This is a genomic window from Deinococcus sp. KSM4-11 (assembly GCF_004801415.1).
In the GTDB taxonomy this organism is placed as follows: domain Bacteria; phylum Deinococcota; class Deinococci; order Deinococcales; family Deinococcaceae; genus Deinococcus.
This window is the reverse complement of record NZ_SSNX01000001.1, coordinates 839,221-851,479: the sequence shown is the minus strand read 5'-3', so window position 1 is coordinate 851,479 and position 12,259 is coordinate 839,221. Positions and strand designations below refer to the sequence as shown.

The 12,259-nt window shown below is 64.5% G+C and carries 18 protein-coding genes; 7 read left to right on the top strand and 11 right to left on the bottom strand.

The genetic code is table 11. From position 1 onward, the window contains the following. Nucleotides 1-24 precede the first annotated feature (24 nt). The 3 genes from E7T09_RS04170 to E7T09_RS21800 form a co-directional block, all read right to left on the bottom strand. Nucleotides 25-282, bottom strand: a complete 258-nt coding sequence (locus E7T09_RS04170) for a hypothetical protein (RefSeq protein WP_136387851.1) — start codon at nt 280-282, stop codon at nt 25-27. A 24-nt stretch (nt 283-306) separates the two neighbouring features. Continuing rightward, nucleotides 307-543, bottom strand: a complete 237-nt coding sequence (locus tag E7T09_RS04165) for a hypothetical protein (protein ID WP_136387850.1) — start codon at nt 541-543, stop codon at nt 307-309. A gap of 696 nt (nt 544-1,239) precedes the next feature. Beyond that, nucleotides 1,240-1,410, bottom strand: a complete 171-nt coding sequence (locus E7T09_RS21800) for a hypothetical protein (RefSeq protein ID WP_168734686.1) — start codon at nt 1,408-1,410, stop codon at nt 1,240-1,242. 243 nt (nt 1,411-1,653) lie between these two features. Between E7T09_RS21800 and E7T09_RS04160 the strand changes: the two genes are divergently transcribed. After that, entirely contained in the window at nt 1,654-2,199 is a 546-nt protein-coding gene (locus E7T09_RS04160) for a hypothetical protein (protein ID WP_136387849.1), read from the top strand. An 83-nt stretch (nt 2,200-2,282) separates the two neighbouring features. Here the strand turns inward: E7T09_RS04160 and E7T09_RS04155 are convergent, their stop codons facing one another. The 3 genes from E7T09_RS04155 to E7T09_RS04145 all read right to left on the bottom strand — a co-directional run bounded on the left by E7T09_RS04155 (nt 2,283) and on the right by E7T09_RS04145 (nt 3,570). Further along, the gene (locus E7T09_RS04155; protein ID WP_136387848.1) at nt 2,283-2,486 is read right to left on the bottom strand and encodes a hypothetical protein; all 204 of its coding nucleotides are present in this window, start codon (nt 2,484-2,486) and stop codon (nt 2,283-2,285) included. 35 nt (nt 2,487-2,521) lie between these two features. Then, the gene (locus tag E7T09_RS04150) at nt 2,522-2,860 is read right to left on the bottom strand and encodes a hypothetical protein (RefSeq protein WP_136387847.1); all 339 of its coding nucleotides are present in this window, start codon (nt 2,858-2,860) and stop codon (nt 2,522-2,524) included. A gap of 323 nt (nt 2,861-3,183) precedes the next feature. Next, nucleotides 3,184-3,570 carry a hypothetical protein gene (locus E7T09_RS04145; RefSeq protein WP_136387846.1) on the bottom strand — a complete coding sequence of 129 codons (387 nt, stop codon included), beginning with the start codon at nt 3,568-3,570 and terminating at the stop codon, nt 3,184-3,186. 407 nt (nt 3,571-3,977) lie between these two features. On the opposite strand from E7T09_RS04145, the gene E7T09_RS04140 reads away from it, so the two are divergent. Next, nucleotides 3,978-4,190, top strand: a complete 213-nt coding sequence (locus E7T09_RS04140) for a hypothetical protein (protein WP_136387845.1) — start codon at nt 3,978-3,980, stop codon at nt 4,188-4,190. A gap of 46 nt (nt 4,191-4,236) precedes the next feature. Here E7T09_RS04140 and E7T09_RS04135 read toward each other — a convergent pair whose 3' ends face one another. The 5 genes from E7T09_RS04135 to E7T09_RS04115 all read right to left on the bottom strand — a co-directional run bounded on the left by E7T09_RS04135 (nt 4,237) and on the right by E7T09_RS04115 (nt 6,906). Beyond that, a complete protein-coding gene (locus tag E7T09_RS04135) occupies nt 4,237-4,563 on the bottom strand; it encodes a hypothetical protein (protein ID WP_136387844.1) in 327 nt (108 codons plus the stop codon). 128 nt (nt 4,564-4,691) lie between these two features. After that, a complete protein-coding gene (locus tag E7T09_RS04130; protein WP_136387843.1) occupies nt 4,692-5,129 on the bottom strand; it encodes a hypothetical protein in 438 nt (145 codons plus the stop codon). A gap of 875 nt (nt 5,130-6,004) precedes the next feature. Next, complete coding sequence (locus E7T09_RS04125) at nt 6,005-6,229, bottom strand: hypothetical protein (RefSeq protein ID WP_136387842.1); 225 nt, start codon at nt 6,227-6,229, stop codon at nt 6,005-6,007. Nucleotides 6,230-6,393: 164 nt separating this feature from the next. Next, nucleotides 6,394-6,615 carry a hypothetical protein gene (locus tag E7T09_RS04120; RefSeq protein ID WP_136387841.1) on the bottom strand — a complete coding sequence of 74 codons (222 nt, stop codon included), beginning with the start codon at nt 6,613-6,615 and terminating at the stop codon, nt 6,394-6,396. A 75-nt stretch (nt 6,616-6,690) separates the two neighbouring features. After that, nucleotides 6,691-6,906, bottom strand: coding sequence for a hypothetical protein (locus E7T09_RS04115; protein WP_136387840.1), 216 nt, complete (start codon nt 6,904-6,906; stop codon nt 6,691-6,693). Nucleotides 6,907-7,042: 136 nt separating this feature from the next. On the opposite strand from E7T09_RS04115, the gene E7T09_RS04110 reads away from it, so the two are divergent. The 5 genes from E7T09_RS04110 (at nt 7,043) to E7T09_RS04090 (ending at nt 12,235) form a co-directional block, all read left to right on the top strand. Continuing rightward, nucleotides 7,043-7,567, top strand: a complete 525-nt coding sequence (locus E7T09_RS04110) for a hypothetical protein (RefSeq protein WP_136387839.1) — start codon at nt 7,043-7,045, stop codon at nt 7,565-7,567. A gap of 154 nt (nt 7,568-7,721) precedes the next feature. After that, on the top strand, nt 7,722-8,042 hold the full coding sequence (locus tag E7T09_RS04105; RefSeq protein WP_136387838.1) for a hypothetical protein: 321 nt from the start codon (nt 7,722-7,724) through the stop codon (nt 8,040-8,042). After that, the gene (locus E7T09_RS04100; RefSeq protein WP_136387837.1) at nt 8,026-9,807 is read left to right on the top strand and encodes a hypothetical protein; all 1,782 of its coding nucleotides are present in this window, start codon (nt 8,026-8,028) and stop codon (nt 9,805-9,807) included. Before E7T09_RS04105 ends, E7T09_RS04100 begins: the two co-directional genes overlap by 17 nt. After that, complete coding sequence (locus E7T09_RS04095) at nt 9,804-11,525, top strand: hypothetical protein (protein WP_136387836.1); 1,722 nt, start codon at nt 9,804-9,806, stop codon at nt 11,523-11,525. The genes E7T09_RS04100 and E7T09_RS04095 overlap by 4 nt, the downstream gene beginning before the upstream one ends. Beyond that, nucleotides 11,522-12,235: a hypothetical protein gene (locus tag E7T09_RS04090; protein WP_136387835.1), complete on the top strand. Its 714-nt coding sequence runs from the start codon at nt 11,522-11,524 to the stop codon at nt 12,233-12,235. Before E7T09_RS04095 ends, E7T09_RS04090 begins: the two co-directional genes overlap by 4 nt. Nucleotides 12,236-12,259: the final 24 nt, after the last annotated feature.

Sequence of the window (12,259 nt, the reverse complement as noted above, 5' to 3'; positions counted from 1 at the left end):
GTCCTTCTGCCCTGGGCCACTTACTCAGGAGCGTCGCTGATGCTCGGCCAACAGCCGGTACCGGCCGCGGCTAACCTTCTCCAGATCGCGGTAGGTCGCGGCGCGCGGCCCAACGCCATTCACGCACATCTCCACGGTCACCAGTCTGCGGATGGTGGCGTCCAGGTGCGTGGTGTGCCTGGCCCGCAAGGCTGCAACGACGTCTTGGCAGGTGAACGTTCCGTTGGGGCGACTCGCGGTGAGGTCTTGCACCACCATCAAGATGTCGTCGCGACACGTCATGCCATCAGTGTGCCGCAGGTTGCCTTATCGCAGCCGGTAGCGACCACGGCCGACCCGCTCCAGCTCCTGAGAGCGCCTGCCCGTCGGATCCGGTTCGTCCGTGCACATGAGATGCGAGATCGTGCCCCGGATGGTCAATTCCTTGTAGGGCGCTTCCCGAGCCAGCATGAACAGGGCCACCTCGACAGGTGTAAAGGTCTGATCCTCGCGACCTCGGAGCAGGTCACGGATCGCGTCGAGGATGGCTTCCCGGCAAGTCATGGCCACAGTGTGAGCAAGGTGGCATTTCACGGGTCTTTCACTCCACAGATCTGTCGTCCATCTCTCACGGGATGTGCTGTACGGGGGAGTGCACGTTTCGTGCGTGCGCTCCGGTGGCCCCAGCTGCCGCATGGCCGCCAGCAACGCTGCCGAGTTCGCCAGGCCCAACTGGAGGTGTCGACCAGACGTGATCACCTGTCCTGCACGACAGATTTGGACGCAATGCACGGTCTTCCCATAGAGGACAAAGGTGCTGAAGGCGCGTGTGCATCCCAGATCCTCCAGGTATCGCCAGACCTGTTGCGCTGCCGCCGACTCCTCCATGCCACTCACGTTATCCAGTTGTCCCAATTTATGTGTCAGAGCGTACGTTCTGCCCTTGAATTGATCATCATTCGACGGGGTGAACCATGACCCCCTGGCGACGCTCGAATGACCTGACTTCACGATGTGACCATGCCCAAACCGGCTACATGGCCGACCTGGTGACCTCCCTCACCGAGGTCGCCACCAGCTCTATCAGACCCACCCAGGAACGCTGCCAACGATCATTCGCAAAACGCATGAGCGGTTCAGTACGGGTACGCGGGAACAGGTGCCGCAAGTCACCACGCGGCCCCTGGACGTGGTCACCGGCCCCATGAGGGTTCTGGTTGAGCGGGTCAGCTTCGTGGTGACTGCCCTCCGATCACGCGGTCATCGGGGCAGACCGATCAAGCGCACTGGTGCGGCTGGCACAAATTTCGACTGCGGGGATGACTTGGGCAGCACCACCTGGATCGCCTCCAGCAGTGCTTGCGTCGCCGCCATCTCCTCGACCACATGGCGGCCTGCGGCCACCGCGCGTCCCTCGCGCTCGATGGTCACGCGGTACCCCGCCCGACCATTGGGGAACAGATGCTCTGCGACCGTGCGTGTGCACCCCAGGGCTTCAAGGAGGTGCCATACATGCGCTGCTGAAGGTGACTCGTCCATGGCCACGACGGTACGCCCCACCGTGTCACGGGAACGACACTTCTCCGTCATGAATGTCCCGACCCCACTGATGAAGGTCAGCGCAAGACCGTGACTACTGGCCAAGAGGCGCCTTCCATGCCCAACCCTGTGAACATGGCTGATCTGGTGACCTCCCTCACCGAGGACGCCACCGGCTACACGAAGCCCGCCCCCAAACGTCGCCGGCAGACCATCTGGACACCCCATGGTGAACTCACCCCCCGTCAGCTCGCCCGGCAGGCACGATCCCTGGCAGAGCGCTGGTATCAGGCCCTGCGCGCCTGGGACACCAGGATCAGCAGCGAGGTGCTCAGCAGCAACCTCGCGCCACCCAACGGCAGTGGCGGGAACATGCGGGTCGTCGGTGTCGGCAATTATGGGCTGGCCGGCGCCACCATCACGTACAGCCATGTACACACGCCTCTGGGCTGGATCAGTGAGAACGCCCTCGCGGCCACGCTGCGCCAGCACGATGGTCAGCTGCTCGACCGCATTCGCGCCGGGCAGGGACTCAGCACGCTCCTGCACGCCTCCGGGCGCGGTTGGGCCGGTGAGCAGGCCCGAAATTATGCCCGCACAGCGCTGTCTGTGGCGGCCTCGCTGGGTGATCCGGAAGCCCTGACGTGCCTTCAGGCGTTGACAAATGCGGAAGAATCGTGAACAGTGATGTCAGGCTCCACGACAACTCGAACGCATCAGCCGCCCACAGGGGCGGTTTTTTCGTGGCGCCTGAAGCCCGTCAGCTATTTCGCCTGCTGCTCGGCAAGGAACTCATCAAGGTCCCGCTGCAGCAGGGCCTGCCACTCCGCATCCTGCAGATCAGCAATGAACGCGGTGGCCTGTGCCCTCGCTTCCATCTCCGCTCGCGCTGTTCCATATCGACGGACACGGCTGTTGTACGCGGTGCGAGCGATATGCCGAACCATGGCACGTTCCAGGCTGCTCATCGGCACATCCTCCCACGGTGGTGCTGAGCCCTCAGTCAGACGTCAGCGTCAAGATTGAGAATGCCTCGGCGCTCCAACTCAATGGCGGCCTGCTCGACCAAGTCACTGGCCATGGCATAGGGGTCAACGCGGTGCACGGTGTCCATCATCAGCGGTTCCCCCTCGAGCTGGATCTCGAACTGGAACATCTCCACGGCCGCCCATCGGGGCCCTGAGGCATCGTCGGGCTGGTCCGTGACCGCCGCGCCATCCCCATCCAGTGGATCCGTCCACTCCGCCGTTGCCCCGACGTCTTTCATGCGCTCCCACAGCTGGGCGTGCTGGTCGTCGAGGTGCTGCTCCCACGTGTCATTGAGGTTCTGCAACTCGTCCATTCCCTAGCCTACGCCTCCCAGGGACGTGAGGCCGCTCATGCAATCCAATACCTGAGGCAGACCCTGTCGCATATCCCAGCCTTCAGGAAGCGGTAAGGAATCTTCAGGCCAATACCGTGTGATTCCTACGGTTTAGGGGTGTGATCCGCTTAGCCTGCACGAAGCTGCACCGCACGTTCAAAGCACCCAGGATCCCCCCGGAATGGGTGCCAAACACGCGGCGCAGCTGTTTCATTTTTACAGGTGGCCATGAAGGGTGCGAGCAGAACCGGCTGACTGATTCTTTAGCCCGAAGCGCCGAGCAACTCGGTGCGCCCTGACCATCAATTCAACAACCGCTCCTGTGGTTCATCCATCAACTCCTCACCCCAACGTATGGCCCACGCCAGGAAATCCTGCAGCCAGACCGTCAGATCATGGGCTACCTGCACCCGCTCCCGAATCGCCCCCACCGTCCCATGCGAGATCAACGTCACTGTTGACGGTGCGGCGACGGCCATGACCAACGTGGCGTGATCCCATTCGAGTTTTGCGGCGAGGGCGTCAAGGCGCGCTACATCCCGACTCACTTGCACCATGACGCCAGCTATGGGTGACGCCAGGTAATCCCGATCAATCCACAGTCGGGTGGAGCGGGCCTCGGACAGCAGGGTTCGCAGGGTGTCCCGCTCGGTCGCCACCTCGTCCAGCAGGGCCGGAAGGTCGCTCACCGCATGACAATAAACGGAGCAGTTAACGGCCGCTTTAATTCCTCACCCGACCAAGGAGGCCCGTTGCATGTGGAAGAAAGCGGACCAGCGGGCCGCGCGTCGTGCCCGCGTGAAGAAGCTGACACACCAGCGCGTGCCGATCCCGCCCCTGCCTGATAGCGAACGCAAAGGAGAGACATGAGCCACGAAGTCCGCTTTCACATCGGCAATCCAGCGCCCGAGCCTGTGGCGTTCAACTGCGGCCCTGATCTGCTCACCGTGCCTGTGGTGGTCATCCGGGGCCGTGAGCATCCCGTGCCTCATCACGTGCAAGCGCTGGTAGGAAGGCTGAAGCTGCCAGGGCAGGACCGACGTAAACTCCCCAACCTTTTTCTCAATGCTGCGTGTGGTAGCAGGTACGCTGATACATGGCCAGATTGAGATTGGTGTTCATTGATGGCACTGCGTGGGAGTTCGAGGGCACGAACGAGTGGGTACGCGAGACGCTGGACACCCTGGAGAAGCACAAGGGCGAACACGGGTGGTTGCACTTCACGCGCCCTGATGACATGGGGGTGCCGGCGGATTTCCGCGTCGGTTACAACAGCGTGGCCGAGACGTATTCCACGCTAGACGAATAGAACATACCCTCATCACCCCCTGCCTCATCGCAGGGGCTTTCTTCTGTCAGTACCTGGGATCGTTGACCAGCCGCCGTGCAGCCTGGTCGAACATCTCTCTGATCTGCTCATCCTCCGCTGGGTACGGGGCCGGGTTTGACTGTGCCAGGAGACGGTGATCTGCACTCCACACGTTGATGGTGAACATCAACGGCTCATCGTGCGTGGACATAGTCGGCCAAACCCTCCGCCCCGCTGCCTCAAGTTCTCGAAGGTGCGCAGCTCGTGGTTCGTCCAAATGGATGTGCCATGCGTTCTCGAAGTCCAGGGCGTCCATGAATTCCTGATCGTCCATTCCATACCCTGCGCCTCCCAGGATGGTGACCTCGCCCATGCAGACCGACACCTGACTGTCGAACACGCCCGGTTTACGTTGGGCCGTTCCAGGGTGCGAGACGCCTCTCACAGCAGCTTCCGGAACAGAACTGCGTGACCCCGCTGCAACTGCGGGATCCCTTGCAACTACTTCATCAGGTCTCGGACATGCTTCAGCATCATCTGGTACAGGTCTTCAACTTGTAACGATGCGAGAGGAAATCGCTCGCGGCGCTCATCCGTGACGCTGTGAGCGTTCCACGACACGACAACATCGTCCTCAACTGCTCGAAGCTCGATTCCACCAATCACGGTGCGACGTGAACCAGGAACCTCGAACCTCACCCCATAACTTGGCGTGATGTACGGATCTTCCTCAGGGAAAAACGCGCTACCGGGCAGTGATCTGATTGCTTCGCCAAGCCTCTCAACGGCGGGGCGCACAACGTTCATAAACTGCCTTCGACGGCTCATCTCTATTCGGTCTTCTGCATCTGAATAATCAAGTTGGTCGCGCTCTGCAGAGGCCTGGTTTCGCTGGTTGCGAGCTGCAAGTTCCTGAAGCTCTCTCAGGTCATCGTCCATTCCCTAGCCTACGCCTCCCAGGGAGGTGGCCGAAAACGCTCGGTTCATGCCGGTTGAGACGGCGAGGTCGCGCTGTGGTCGAGGGACGAGCTCATCTCCTGAGTGCCGAGTTGAAGCCAGCCCTTTACCTTATTGGCCTGTCCTTCATGGGCAGTTTCCCCTTACTCTTAGCCAAAAGGCGGACGTCAAGCTCACCAGCCTTCGGTAGGCTTGAGCCATACCCACAACCCACACCGCCCGGGTGAAGGCGGCAGGGCGGCCCCACACCTCGTGAGGCTTTTTCATTGACTCGAACCTTCCCTGCCCAGCCAAGCGTCAAGGAATGTGGGGCATCACCGCGAGTCCCCGCCGCTCCAGGGCATTGGCCGCGTGAACCATAAGGGACGTCACATGATTGTTGGGATCCCTGCCGTTCAACGTGCCTGTCGTCAACGGCTCGTTGCCCAACCGGATGACGAACTCGTAGCCGTCCCGCTCTGTCCCTCGGGACTCACGCCCATAGTCGACCCGTTTTCTTTTGGTCGCAGTCGCCTCATGCAAGGGGTCAACCCACCGCGCTGTGACCCCAAGGGCTTTCATACGCTGCCAGACCTGAGCGTGCACGTGATCGAGCTTTTGCTCCCAAGTGTCGTTGAGATGCTGTAGGGAATCCACACCGCACGCTACCAAGGAGGCCCGCGGTATGTCGAAGAAGGCTGACCAACGGGCCGCGCGTCGTGCCCGCGTGCAGAAGCTCGTACGGCAGACGGTACCGATCGAGCCGCTACCGCGCGTCTTCCCGGTAGTGCGTGAGCCGTTCTACCTGCCGGAGCTGCTGGGGTGTATCCCACGCTGCTGGCAGGGCGACAGCCCAGAGAACAGAGGCGGGCCGGTGATCAGGGTCGACCCAGCGCTTCCTTGACTCTAAATCGCCATACGCCTGCGCCCATCCCCACGGTCACCCTTCCGTTGATCCCTGAGATCAAAACGAGCTCGTGGGTGCGGCCTGCTGCGAACAGCGCCTTCATCTCCGGCGTCTCGACCGCGTTGGCCGGGTACGTCAGGATCAGATCCCGGTCGTCGTAGTCCCCCTTGCCCTGTTCGATTCTGATTTCTTTCATCCCCTACCTTACGCCTGAGGAGGTGACCACCGTGACCCCGCCCATGCCGCCCAACACCAGACTGCCGGACACGCCCAGTTCACGCTGGGCTTATCAGGTGCGAGTGGTAGCAGCTGGTCTCCGAATCCCCCCGAACCGCCGTGCCACTCGGTGTGTCCCAACCATCAATCATCTTCGTAGAGCAGGGACTTCAGTTCCTCCTGCTCGTGATAACTGAATTCCGACTCCATCCCTGCCCGCCGCATGAACGTGAAGGCCACGTTGAATGCGGCCTTGCGAGCGACCTCGTCGCCCGCAGCGTGTGGTTGCGACTGGAGGCAGCGGTATTCCGCGCGGGCCAAGTACAACGCCGTGGCAATGGCCACGTGCTTCGTCGATTCGTCCATCCCTCACCCTAGCAAGGAGGCAACCCATGGCCGCACCCAATCGTGACACCCACAAGGCGGCCCGAACCCTTGTTGCTAATAGCCGATCCGCGCAGCCCCAATCCCGATATCCAGCAACTGATCGGGACTCGCTCCAGTCGCCGTCAGGTCTTGACGGGCCATACCGTCGATCCGGAGGGACAAGGAGGTCAGCAGGCGTGGTGTCTTCCGCCCTGGAGGGCCAGCGATGCTCTGCGCGATGACCTCGACGGTTTTGTCGCCAATGTGAATTCTTCTAATCACGGTTTCCATCTGGTCACCCTATGCCTGCTGGTGAAGCACCTTGGTAGGTTTGGCCCCCATAGCACAACGCTTTCTACCTTCGAAACCGAGCCAAACCTTCACCAATGATGCCCTCCTACTCCCTGCTCAATTCCAGGAGGTGATCATGCCCCGCTACGACCTGAAACGCGCCCAGCGTGCCGCCCTGATGGCCCTGGGCGAGAACGGCGAGAGCGTTATCGCCAACCTCGAGGCCGTGGGCCTGGTCATCGTCCACAAGTCCGACCTGCCCCGCGAGGTTAACGCGACCGAGACGCGGACGGTCGACGATGTCCGGCTCCAGCTGCCCGACCGGTGGGCGGATCCGTACTACGTGACCGTCCATGGCCCGCCGGATGGCCCGCTGAAGTACGGCGTGGAGTTCGACGCCATCAATGGCGTGCGCGAGGCGCACCAGCTGCAGCAGACGCTCCGGTACCAGGTGAGCGTGACCCTCGACGACAAGGCCGAGCTGGTGACGGCCGTGACGGCCCGCCCGCCCGGCAAGGCCCCACCCATCACGCACCCAGAAGGAGGTGATCCGGATGCCCAAGCGCCCACCGAAGCCACCCGCCCAGAAGCCCAGCAAGGCGAAGTCAACACCCGCAAGCAGCGCGGCCGCACAGGCTCCGGGTCGCCCAAGTCGGCATGACTGGAATGTCATCCGGCGCGAGTACATCCGTGGTGACGACTCGCTCACCCTGAAGATCCTGAGTGACAAACCCGGGTACCCGAGCAACGACGCCATCAAAGCCCGCAGCAGTCGCGAAGATTGGGCTGACCTCCGCGCCGAATACCGTCACCAAGTGAGCACCAAATTGCGCGCTCTGGACACTGACGTCAAGACCGAGGTCAGGAGCACGCTCGGCAGCCTCGGCGACCTGCTGGTGGACATCAGCGTGCGCGGCGCCGCCCACCTCAAGCCGGATAAGCTCGAACCTATCGACATTGCCCGCTTCGCGAAGATCGGCACGGATCTGAAGGTGAAGGCCGCCGGCATGGATGAACTGAAGATCCGCATCGGGGCCATCCGCTCGCCCGACGACCTGGAAAAGCTCGACGAGCGGGATCTGTGGCGCCTGGCGGCCATGCTGCCCCCCGAGGACGACGATGACGCGAGTCTCTAGCCCGCCGCCGTGGATGACCCGGCAGGTCGTCCTGCAGGCCCTCGCCCGCAAGCGCCTGCGCGCTCAGGGCCGCCTGCCCGACGCGGCCCCCGCCCAGACCGAGCAGGAGAAGTGGAACAAGTACCAGGGCGACCTCCTGGGCTTCTGCTCGTGCATCCTGGGCATGACCCCCTGGCATGGCGTGAACGGCTACCCCGGCCAGCACGAGATCCTCGCAGCCATCCAGGACAGCGTCACCCGCCAGCTCGCGGGCGAGGACGACGTGCCGTTCATCTTCGTGGTCGAGGCTCCGCACGGCGTGGGGAAGACGTACGGCATCGAGGCGCCGGTGGTCGCGTGGTTCTACCGGGTGTTCAACCCGTCCGTGATCATCACGACCGCTCCCACCGACTTCCAGGTCACGCGCCTGCTGTGGAAGGACATCCGCACGCACGTGACGGCCGCACGCGGTCGAGGCCGCGACGTCATGCCCGGCCTGCTGCCGAAGAAGAACCTCGCCGAACGATCCGGCGATCACTTCGCCCTCGGCATGACGACCTCCGACGCCGGCGGCCAGGGCACCGAGCGCGCCCAGGGCCAGCACAACGACATGCAACTCGTGGTCTTCGACGAGGCCGAGGGCGTCCCGAACTTCATGTTCGACGGCATCAAGCGCCAGCTGACCGGCAACCGCGTGCGGATCTGGCTGCTGCTTGCCAACCCGAAGACCGACAACTCCGAATTCCAGGCCATGAAGCTCCACCCGCGCGCCCTGGTGTTCCGCCTGTCCCTGCTGGGCTTCCCGAACGTCTGGGACGGCACCTCCGAGGTGCCCGGCGGCACGTCGCGCGGCACCTTCAACGACTGGATCGAGGATCACAAGACCTTCGGCTGCGAGGTCGTGCCCGCCATGGACGAGACCCGGCATACCTTCACCCTGCCCTGGGCCGTCCAGAAGGCCAGCGGTGACGGGTTCCACCCGCCCGGCACGGTGTTCGCCCCGAAGCGCGGCTTCCTGTACGGCGCACTCGGCGTTCCACCATCCGGTGGCATGGGCGACACCCTGATCAGTGGCGGCCGTTACGACGCCTGCCTGAAGCGCGACGTCGAGGGGGCCGACCCGAAGGTCGTGAACCTCGGTATCGACTGTGGGCGCTACGGCGACGACGCCGGCACGCTGTACACGGATCAGGCCCGGCGCCTGCGCTTCGAGACCGCCATCCAGGGCGCGCAGGAGGCCGACGCGTTCAGCCGCACGGACCGGTACGTGCAGGAGGCTGTCCAGGCCCTGCAACGGGCGGCCGCGCGTGGTGCGACCAGGGCGAACATCCGCGTGGACGGCAGCGGCGGGTACGGCGGCGGGATCGTGGACGCCTTGCGCAAACGCGAGGATCTGCGCACCCTCTTCCCCCAGGGCTGCACGGTGCACGAAGTGCAGTTCGGCGGGAAACCCAGAGACGAGAGCCAGTACCGGGATCTGGTCACCGAGATGTACGCCCTGGCGGACGAGGTGCTCAGCGTCACGCGCATCGAAGTCGCCGGCGGCGCCCTGCGGCGCGATCTCACGGACCGGCGGTATGGGTACGTGACGGTGGGCGACCAGGATGTGCGCAAGCTCGAGCAGAAGAAGGCCTTCAAGAAACGCCACACGGGGCAGTCGCCCGACGACGGGGACGGCGCCGTGCTGGCCCTCGCCCCTGAACGTCTGTTCGTGAAGGCTGGTGAGCCGAGCGCGACAGCCACACGCGCCGCGTTCCGTGGCGGCATCCGCCGGAGGTCACCGTGAACCTTACCGATGTCCTCAAGGGGCTCTTCAATCGCGCACCGACGACAACGCACGGTCACCTGCAGAACGTCGCGCAGGCGGCGGCCAGCACCGTGCGCGCCCGCCTGCTCCGCGACCCGAACGCCCGGGTGAGCCGAGATCCCACCGACTATGCCGGGCTGCTGAGTTACTTCGAGGAGCAGCTCGTCGGCTACCCGAATGACAGCCGCCGTCGCCTTGTCCTGGTACTCCGCGCCCTGGCCGAGAGTGACGACGACGTCGCGGGCAGCCTCAGTGACCTGCAGGCCCTGTGCGGTGCTGGGTACACCATCGACTACACAGGCGGCAACCGGGCGAGCAAGCAGGCCCAGCAGGAGCTCGACGCGTGGGCACTTGGCCTGTACCCGGAAGGTGGGGGCCTGACCGGCCTGATCGCCAATCAGGTCGCGGAACTCACCCTCGCTGGTGCCAGTTCCTGCGAGTGGTACCCCGAGCGCAGCCGCCGCGGCGTGGCGGGCGTGGCAGTTATTCCTGCCGAGGAGATCCGGATCCGGCGTGACCCAGCCACCCAGGCCCTCATCCACGAGCAGGCCGCTGTGGGCGGCGCGATCACCCTGAACCCGAGGACGTACCTCTATGCGGCCGCGCGTACCACTGGCCGCAGTCCGCACGGCGTGCCGCTGTTCATCGCGGCCTTGTTCGCCCTAGACCGCAAGCGCCAGCTGCTGGGGGCTGAACAGCGCGTCATCAACCTGATGGCCCGCAGCGCCCTGGTGCACGCCAAGGTACCGATTCCGACGCCTCAGGAACTTGGCCTGGCCAGCGAGGACGATCCCGGCTATGCGGACGCCGTCTCCGCGTTCTTCGCGGAGGTGGCGGACACCATCGTCAGCAGCGCCGAGAGCGGGGTCTACATCGGCCCCGACAAGACGGACATCACGGTGGTGCCCCTCACGCAGACAGCTGCTGGCGCCCCGGAAATTACCAAGGGCAATCAGAAGCGTGTGTGGTCGGGGCTCAAGACCCTGCCGTTCCTGCGCGGGGAGATGGAGCACACCACCCAGGCCCTGGCGCAGGTGACGCTGCCCATCGTGCATGCCCAGGCGATTGCCCTCCAGCAGACCATTGCGCGGCAGCTGGAGTTCGGCATGAACCTGCACCTGGCTCTGCGCGGCATCCCCGCCCAGGCGTGGGTGAAGTTCACGCCGCCGGCGACCCCGTACCAGCTCGACGACGCCACCGCGTTCCTCCGGCGGGCGGAAGGGCACACGAAGCTGGCGGCCCTGTTCGGCCCAGCCTGGGCACAGGTGGCCATGCGGGAGTACGACATCACGCCCGAGGACGCTGCCCGGGCGCCTGACTGGTGGCAGCCGGCCCCGGACTACGGCACCCTAGAGCGCTCCCCGTACGTCAGCAACGACCCGCAGGGCGGCGTACAGCTGTGGATTCACGGCACGCTCCCCGGCCCGAACGGCACGCGTACCCCGGTGCACCAACCGGACACCCGCCCCGGCGTGCTGGCCGTGATGCGCGAGCTGCGCGCCCGCCTGGCCCCGCCCGTCCCTACACCGGAGGCCTCGCCTAAAGATCCGGTGCTGATCGCCGGGCTGGACGGCGTGTTCAAGCCGATCGCCGGCACCCGCCTCGTCCTGCCGTTCCCAGTGGTCATGGCCTTCAATGACGGCCGCTGGTTCCTGCGCCCCGCACGCGCTGACGAACTCTCTGGAGGTACCCCATGAACCGATACCGCACGCCGCTGTTCCTGACCGCCCTGCTGGGCGGTCTACTTCTGTCGTTTGCCTTCGCGCAAGACGTCCTGCCCGGTGTGCCGACCGCTTACGTGCCGGTCGCCACCCTGCTGATCTCGCTGCTGTCCGGCCTGCTGGTGAAGCCCCTGACGGCCATCGTGAAGCGCCTGGGGAACACCACCGGCGTGACCACCGTGGCCGTGAGCGCGGGCCTGTCGCTGCTGGTCGTGATCGGCGTGAACCTCTGGCAGGCCTGGGCGACGCGTGGCAGCGTGCCGTGGCCCACGGCGCTGTTCATGGCACTGGTGGCCTTCCTACAGGCCAACGGTGCGTATCTGGCGCAGGTCGCGGCGGCCATCAAGGGCGCGCAGGTGGCTGGGGTGTCCGCTGGACTCCCACAGCTCGACCCGAGCCGGCTGCCCGGCTTCCAGGCCCAGCCCTTTCTCGGCCTGCCCGGCGGCGTCACCGCTGTGGCGGGGAGCCTGCTGGCCAATCCGATCCTGGAGGGCTTCATCAAGACCCTGCTGCAGAACGCCGGCCTTCCAGTGGGCGCCGCGCAAGTGTTCGAGGTGGCCCTGAAACTCGCGCCAATCGCGCCTGACCTGTTCGATGGCAACCCGCAGCTCGATACTGAGCATCTCGCGATGATCAGCCGCATCGTCCTCGACCTGAAGGGCAAGTACCTCGGAGGTGCCGCATAAAGCGAATCATCCTGCTCCTGTCTG

What these genes read in the sequence shown, in the direction of transcription:
- E7T09_RS04110 (WP_136387839.1), top strand. Translation starts at nt 7,043, where the DNA reads ATGCCCCGCTACGACCTGAAACGCGCCCAGCGTGCCGCCCTGATGGCC.
- E7T09_RS04170 (WP_136387851.1), bottom strand. Translation starts at nt 282, where the DNA reads ATGACGTGTCGCGACGACATCTTGATGGTGGTGCAAGACCTCACCGCG.
- E7T09_RS04120 (WP_136387841.1), bottom strand. Translation starts at nt 6,615, where the DNA reads ATGGACGAATCGACGAAGCACGTGGCCATTGCCACGGCGTTGTACTTG.
- E7T09_RS04140 (WP_136387845.1), top strand. Translation starts at nt 3,978, where the DNA reads ATGGCCAGATTGAGATTGGTGTTCATTGATGGCACTGCGTGGGAGTTC.
- E7T09_RS04160 (WP_136387849.1), top strand. Translation starts at nt 1,654, where the DNA reads ATGGCTGATCTGGTGACCTCCCTCACCGAGGACGCCACCGGCTACACG.
- E7T09_RS04165 (WP_136387850.1), bottom strand. Translation starts at nt 543, where the DNA reads ATGACTTGCCGGGAAGCCATCCTCGACGCGATCCGTGACCTGCTCCGA.
- E7T09_RS04115 (WP_136387840.1), bottom strand. Translation starts at nt 6,906, where the DNA reads ATGGAAACCGTGATTAGAAGAATTCACATTGGCGACAAAACCGTCGAG.
- E7T09_RS04155 (WP_136387848.1), bottom strand. Translation starts at nt 2,486, where the DNA reads ATGAGCAGCCTGGAACGTGCCATGGTTCGGCATATCGCTCGCACCGCG.
- E7T09_RS04090 (WP_136387835.1), top strand. Translation starts at nt 11,522, where the DNA reads ATGAACCGATACCGCACGCCGCTGTTCCTGACCGCCCTGCTGGGCGGT.
- E7T09_RS04100 (WP_136387837.1), top strand. Translation starts at nt 8,026, where the DNA reads ATGACGCGAGTCTCTAGCCCGCCGCCGTGGATGACCCGGCAGGTCGTC.
- E7T09_RS04130 (WP_136387843.1), bottom strand. Translation starts at nt 5,129, where the DNA reads ATGGACGATGACCTGAGAGAGCTTCAGGAACTTGCAGCTCGCAACCAG.
- E7T09_RS04150 (WP_136387847.1), bottom strand. Translation starts at nt 2,860, where the DNA reads ATGGACGAGTTGCAGAACCTCAATGACACGTGGGAGCAGCACCTCGAC.
- E7T09_RS04135 (WP_136387844.1), bottom strand. Translation starts at nt 4,563, where the DNA reads ATGGGCGAGGTCACCATCCTGGGAGGCGCAGGGTATGGAATGGACGAT.
- E7T09_RS04125 (WP_136387842.1), bottom strand. Translation starts at nt 6,229, where the DNA reads ATGAAAGAAATCAGAATCGAACAGGGCAAGGGGGACTACGACGACCGG.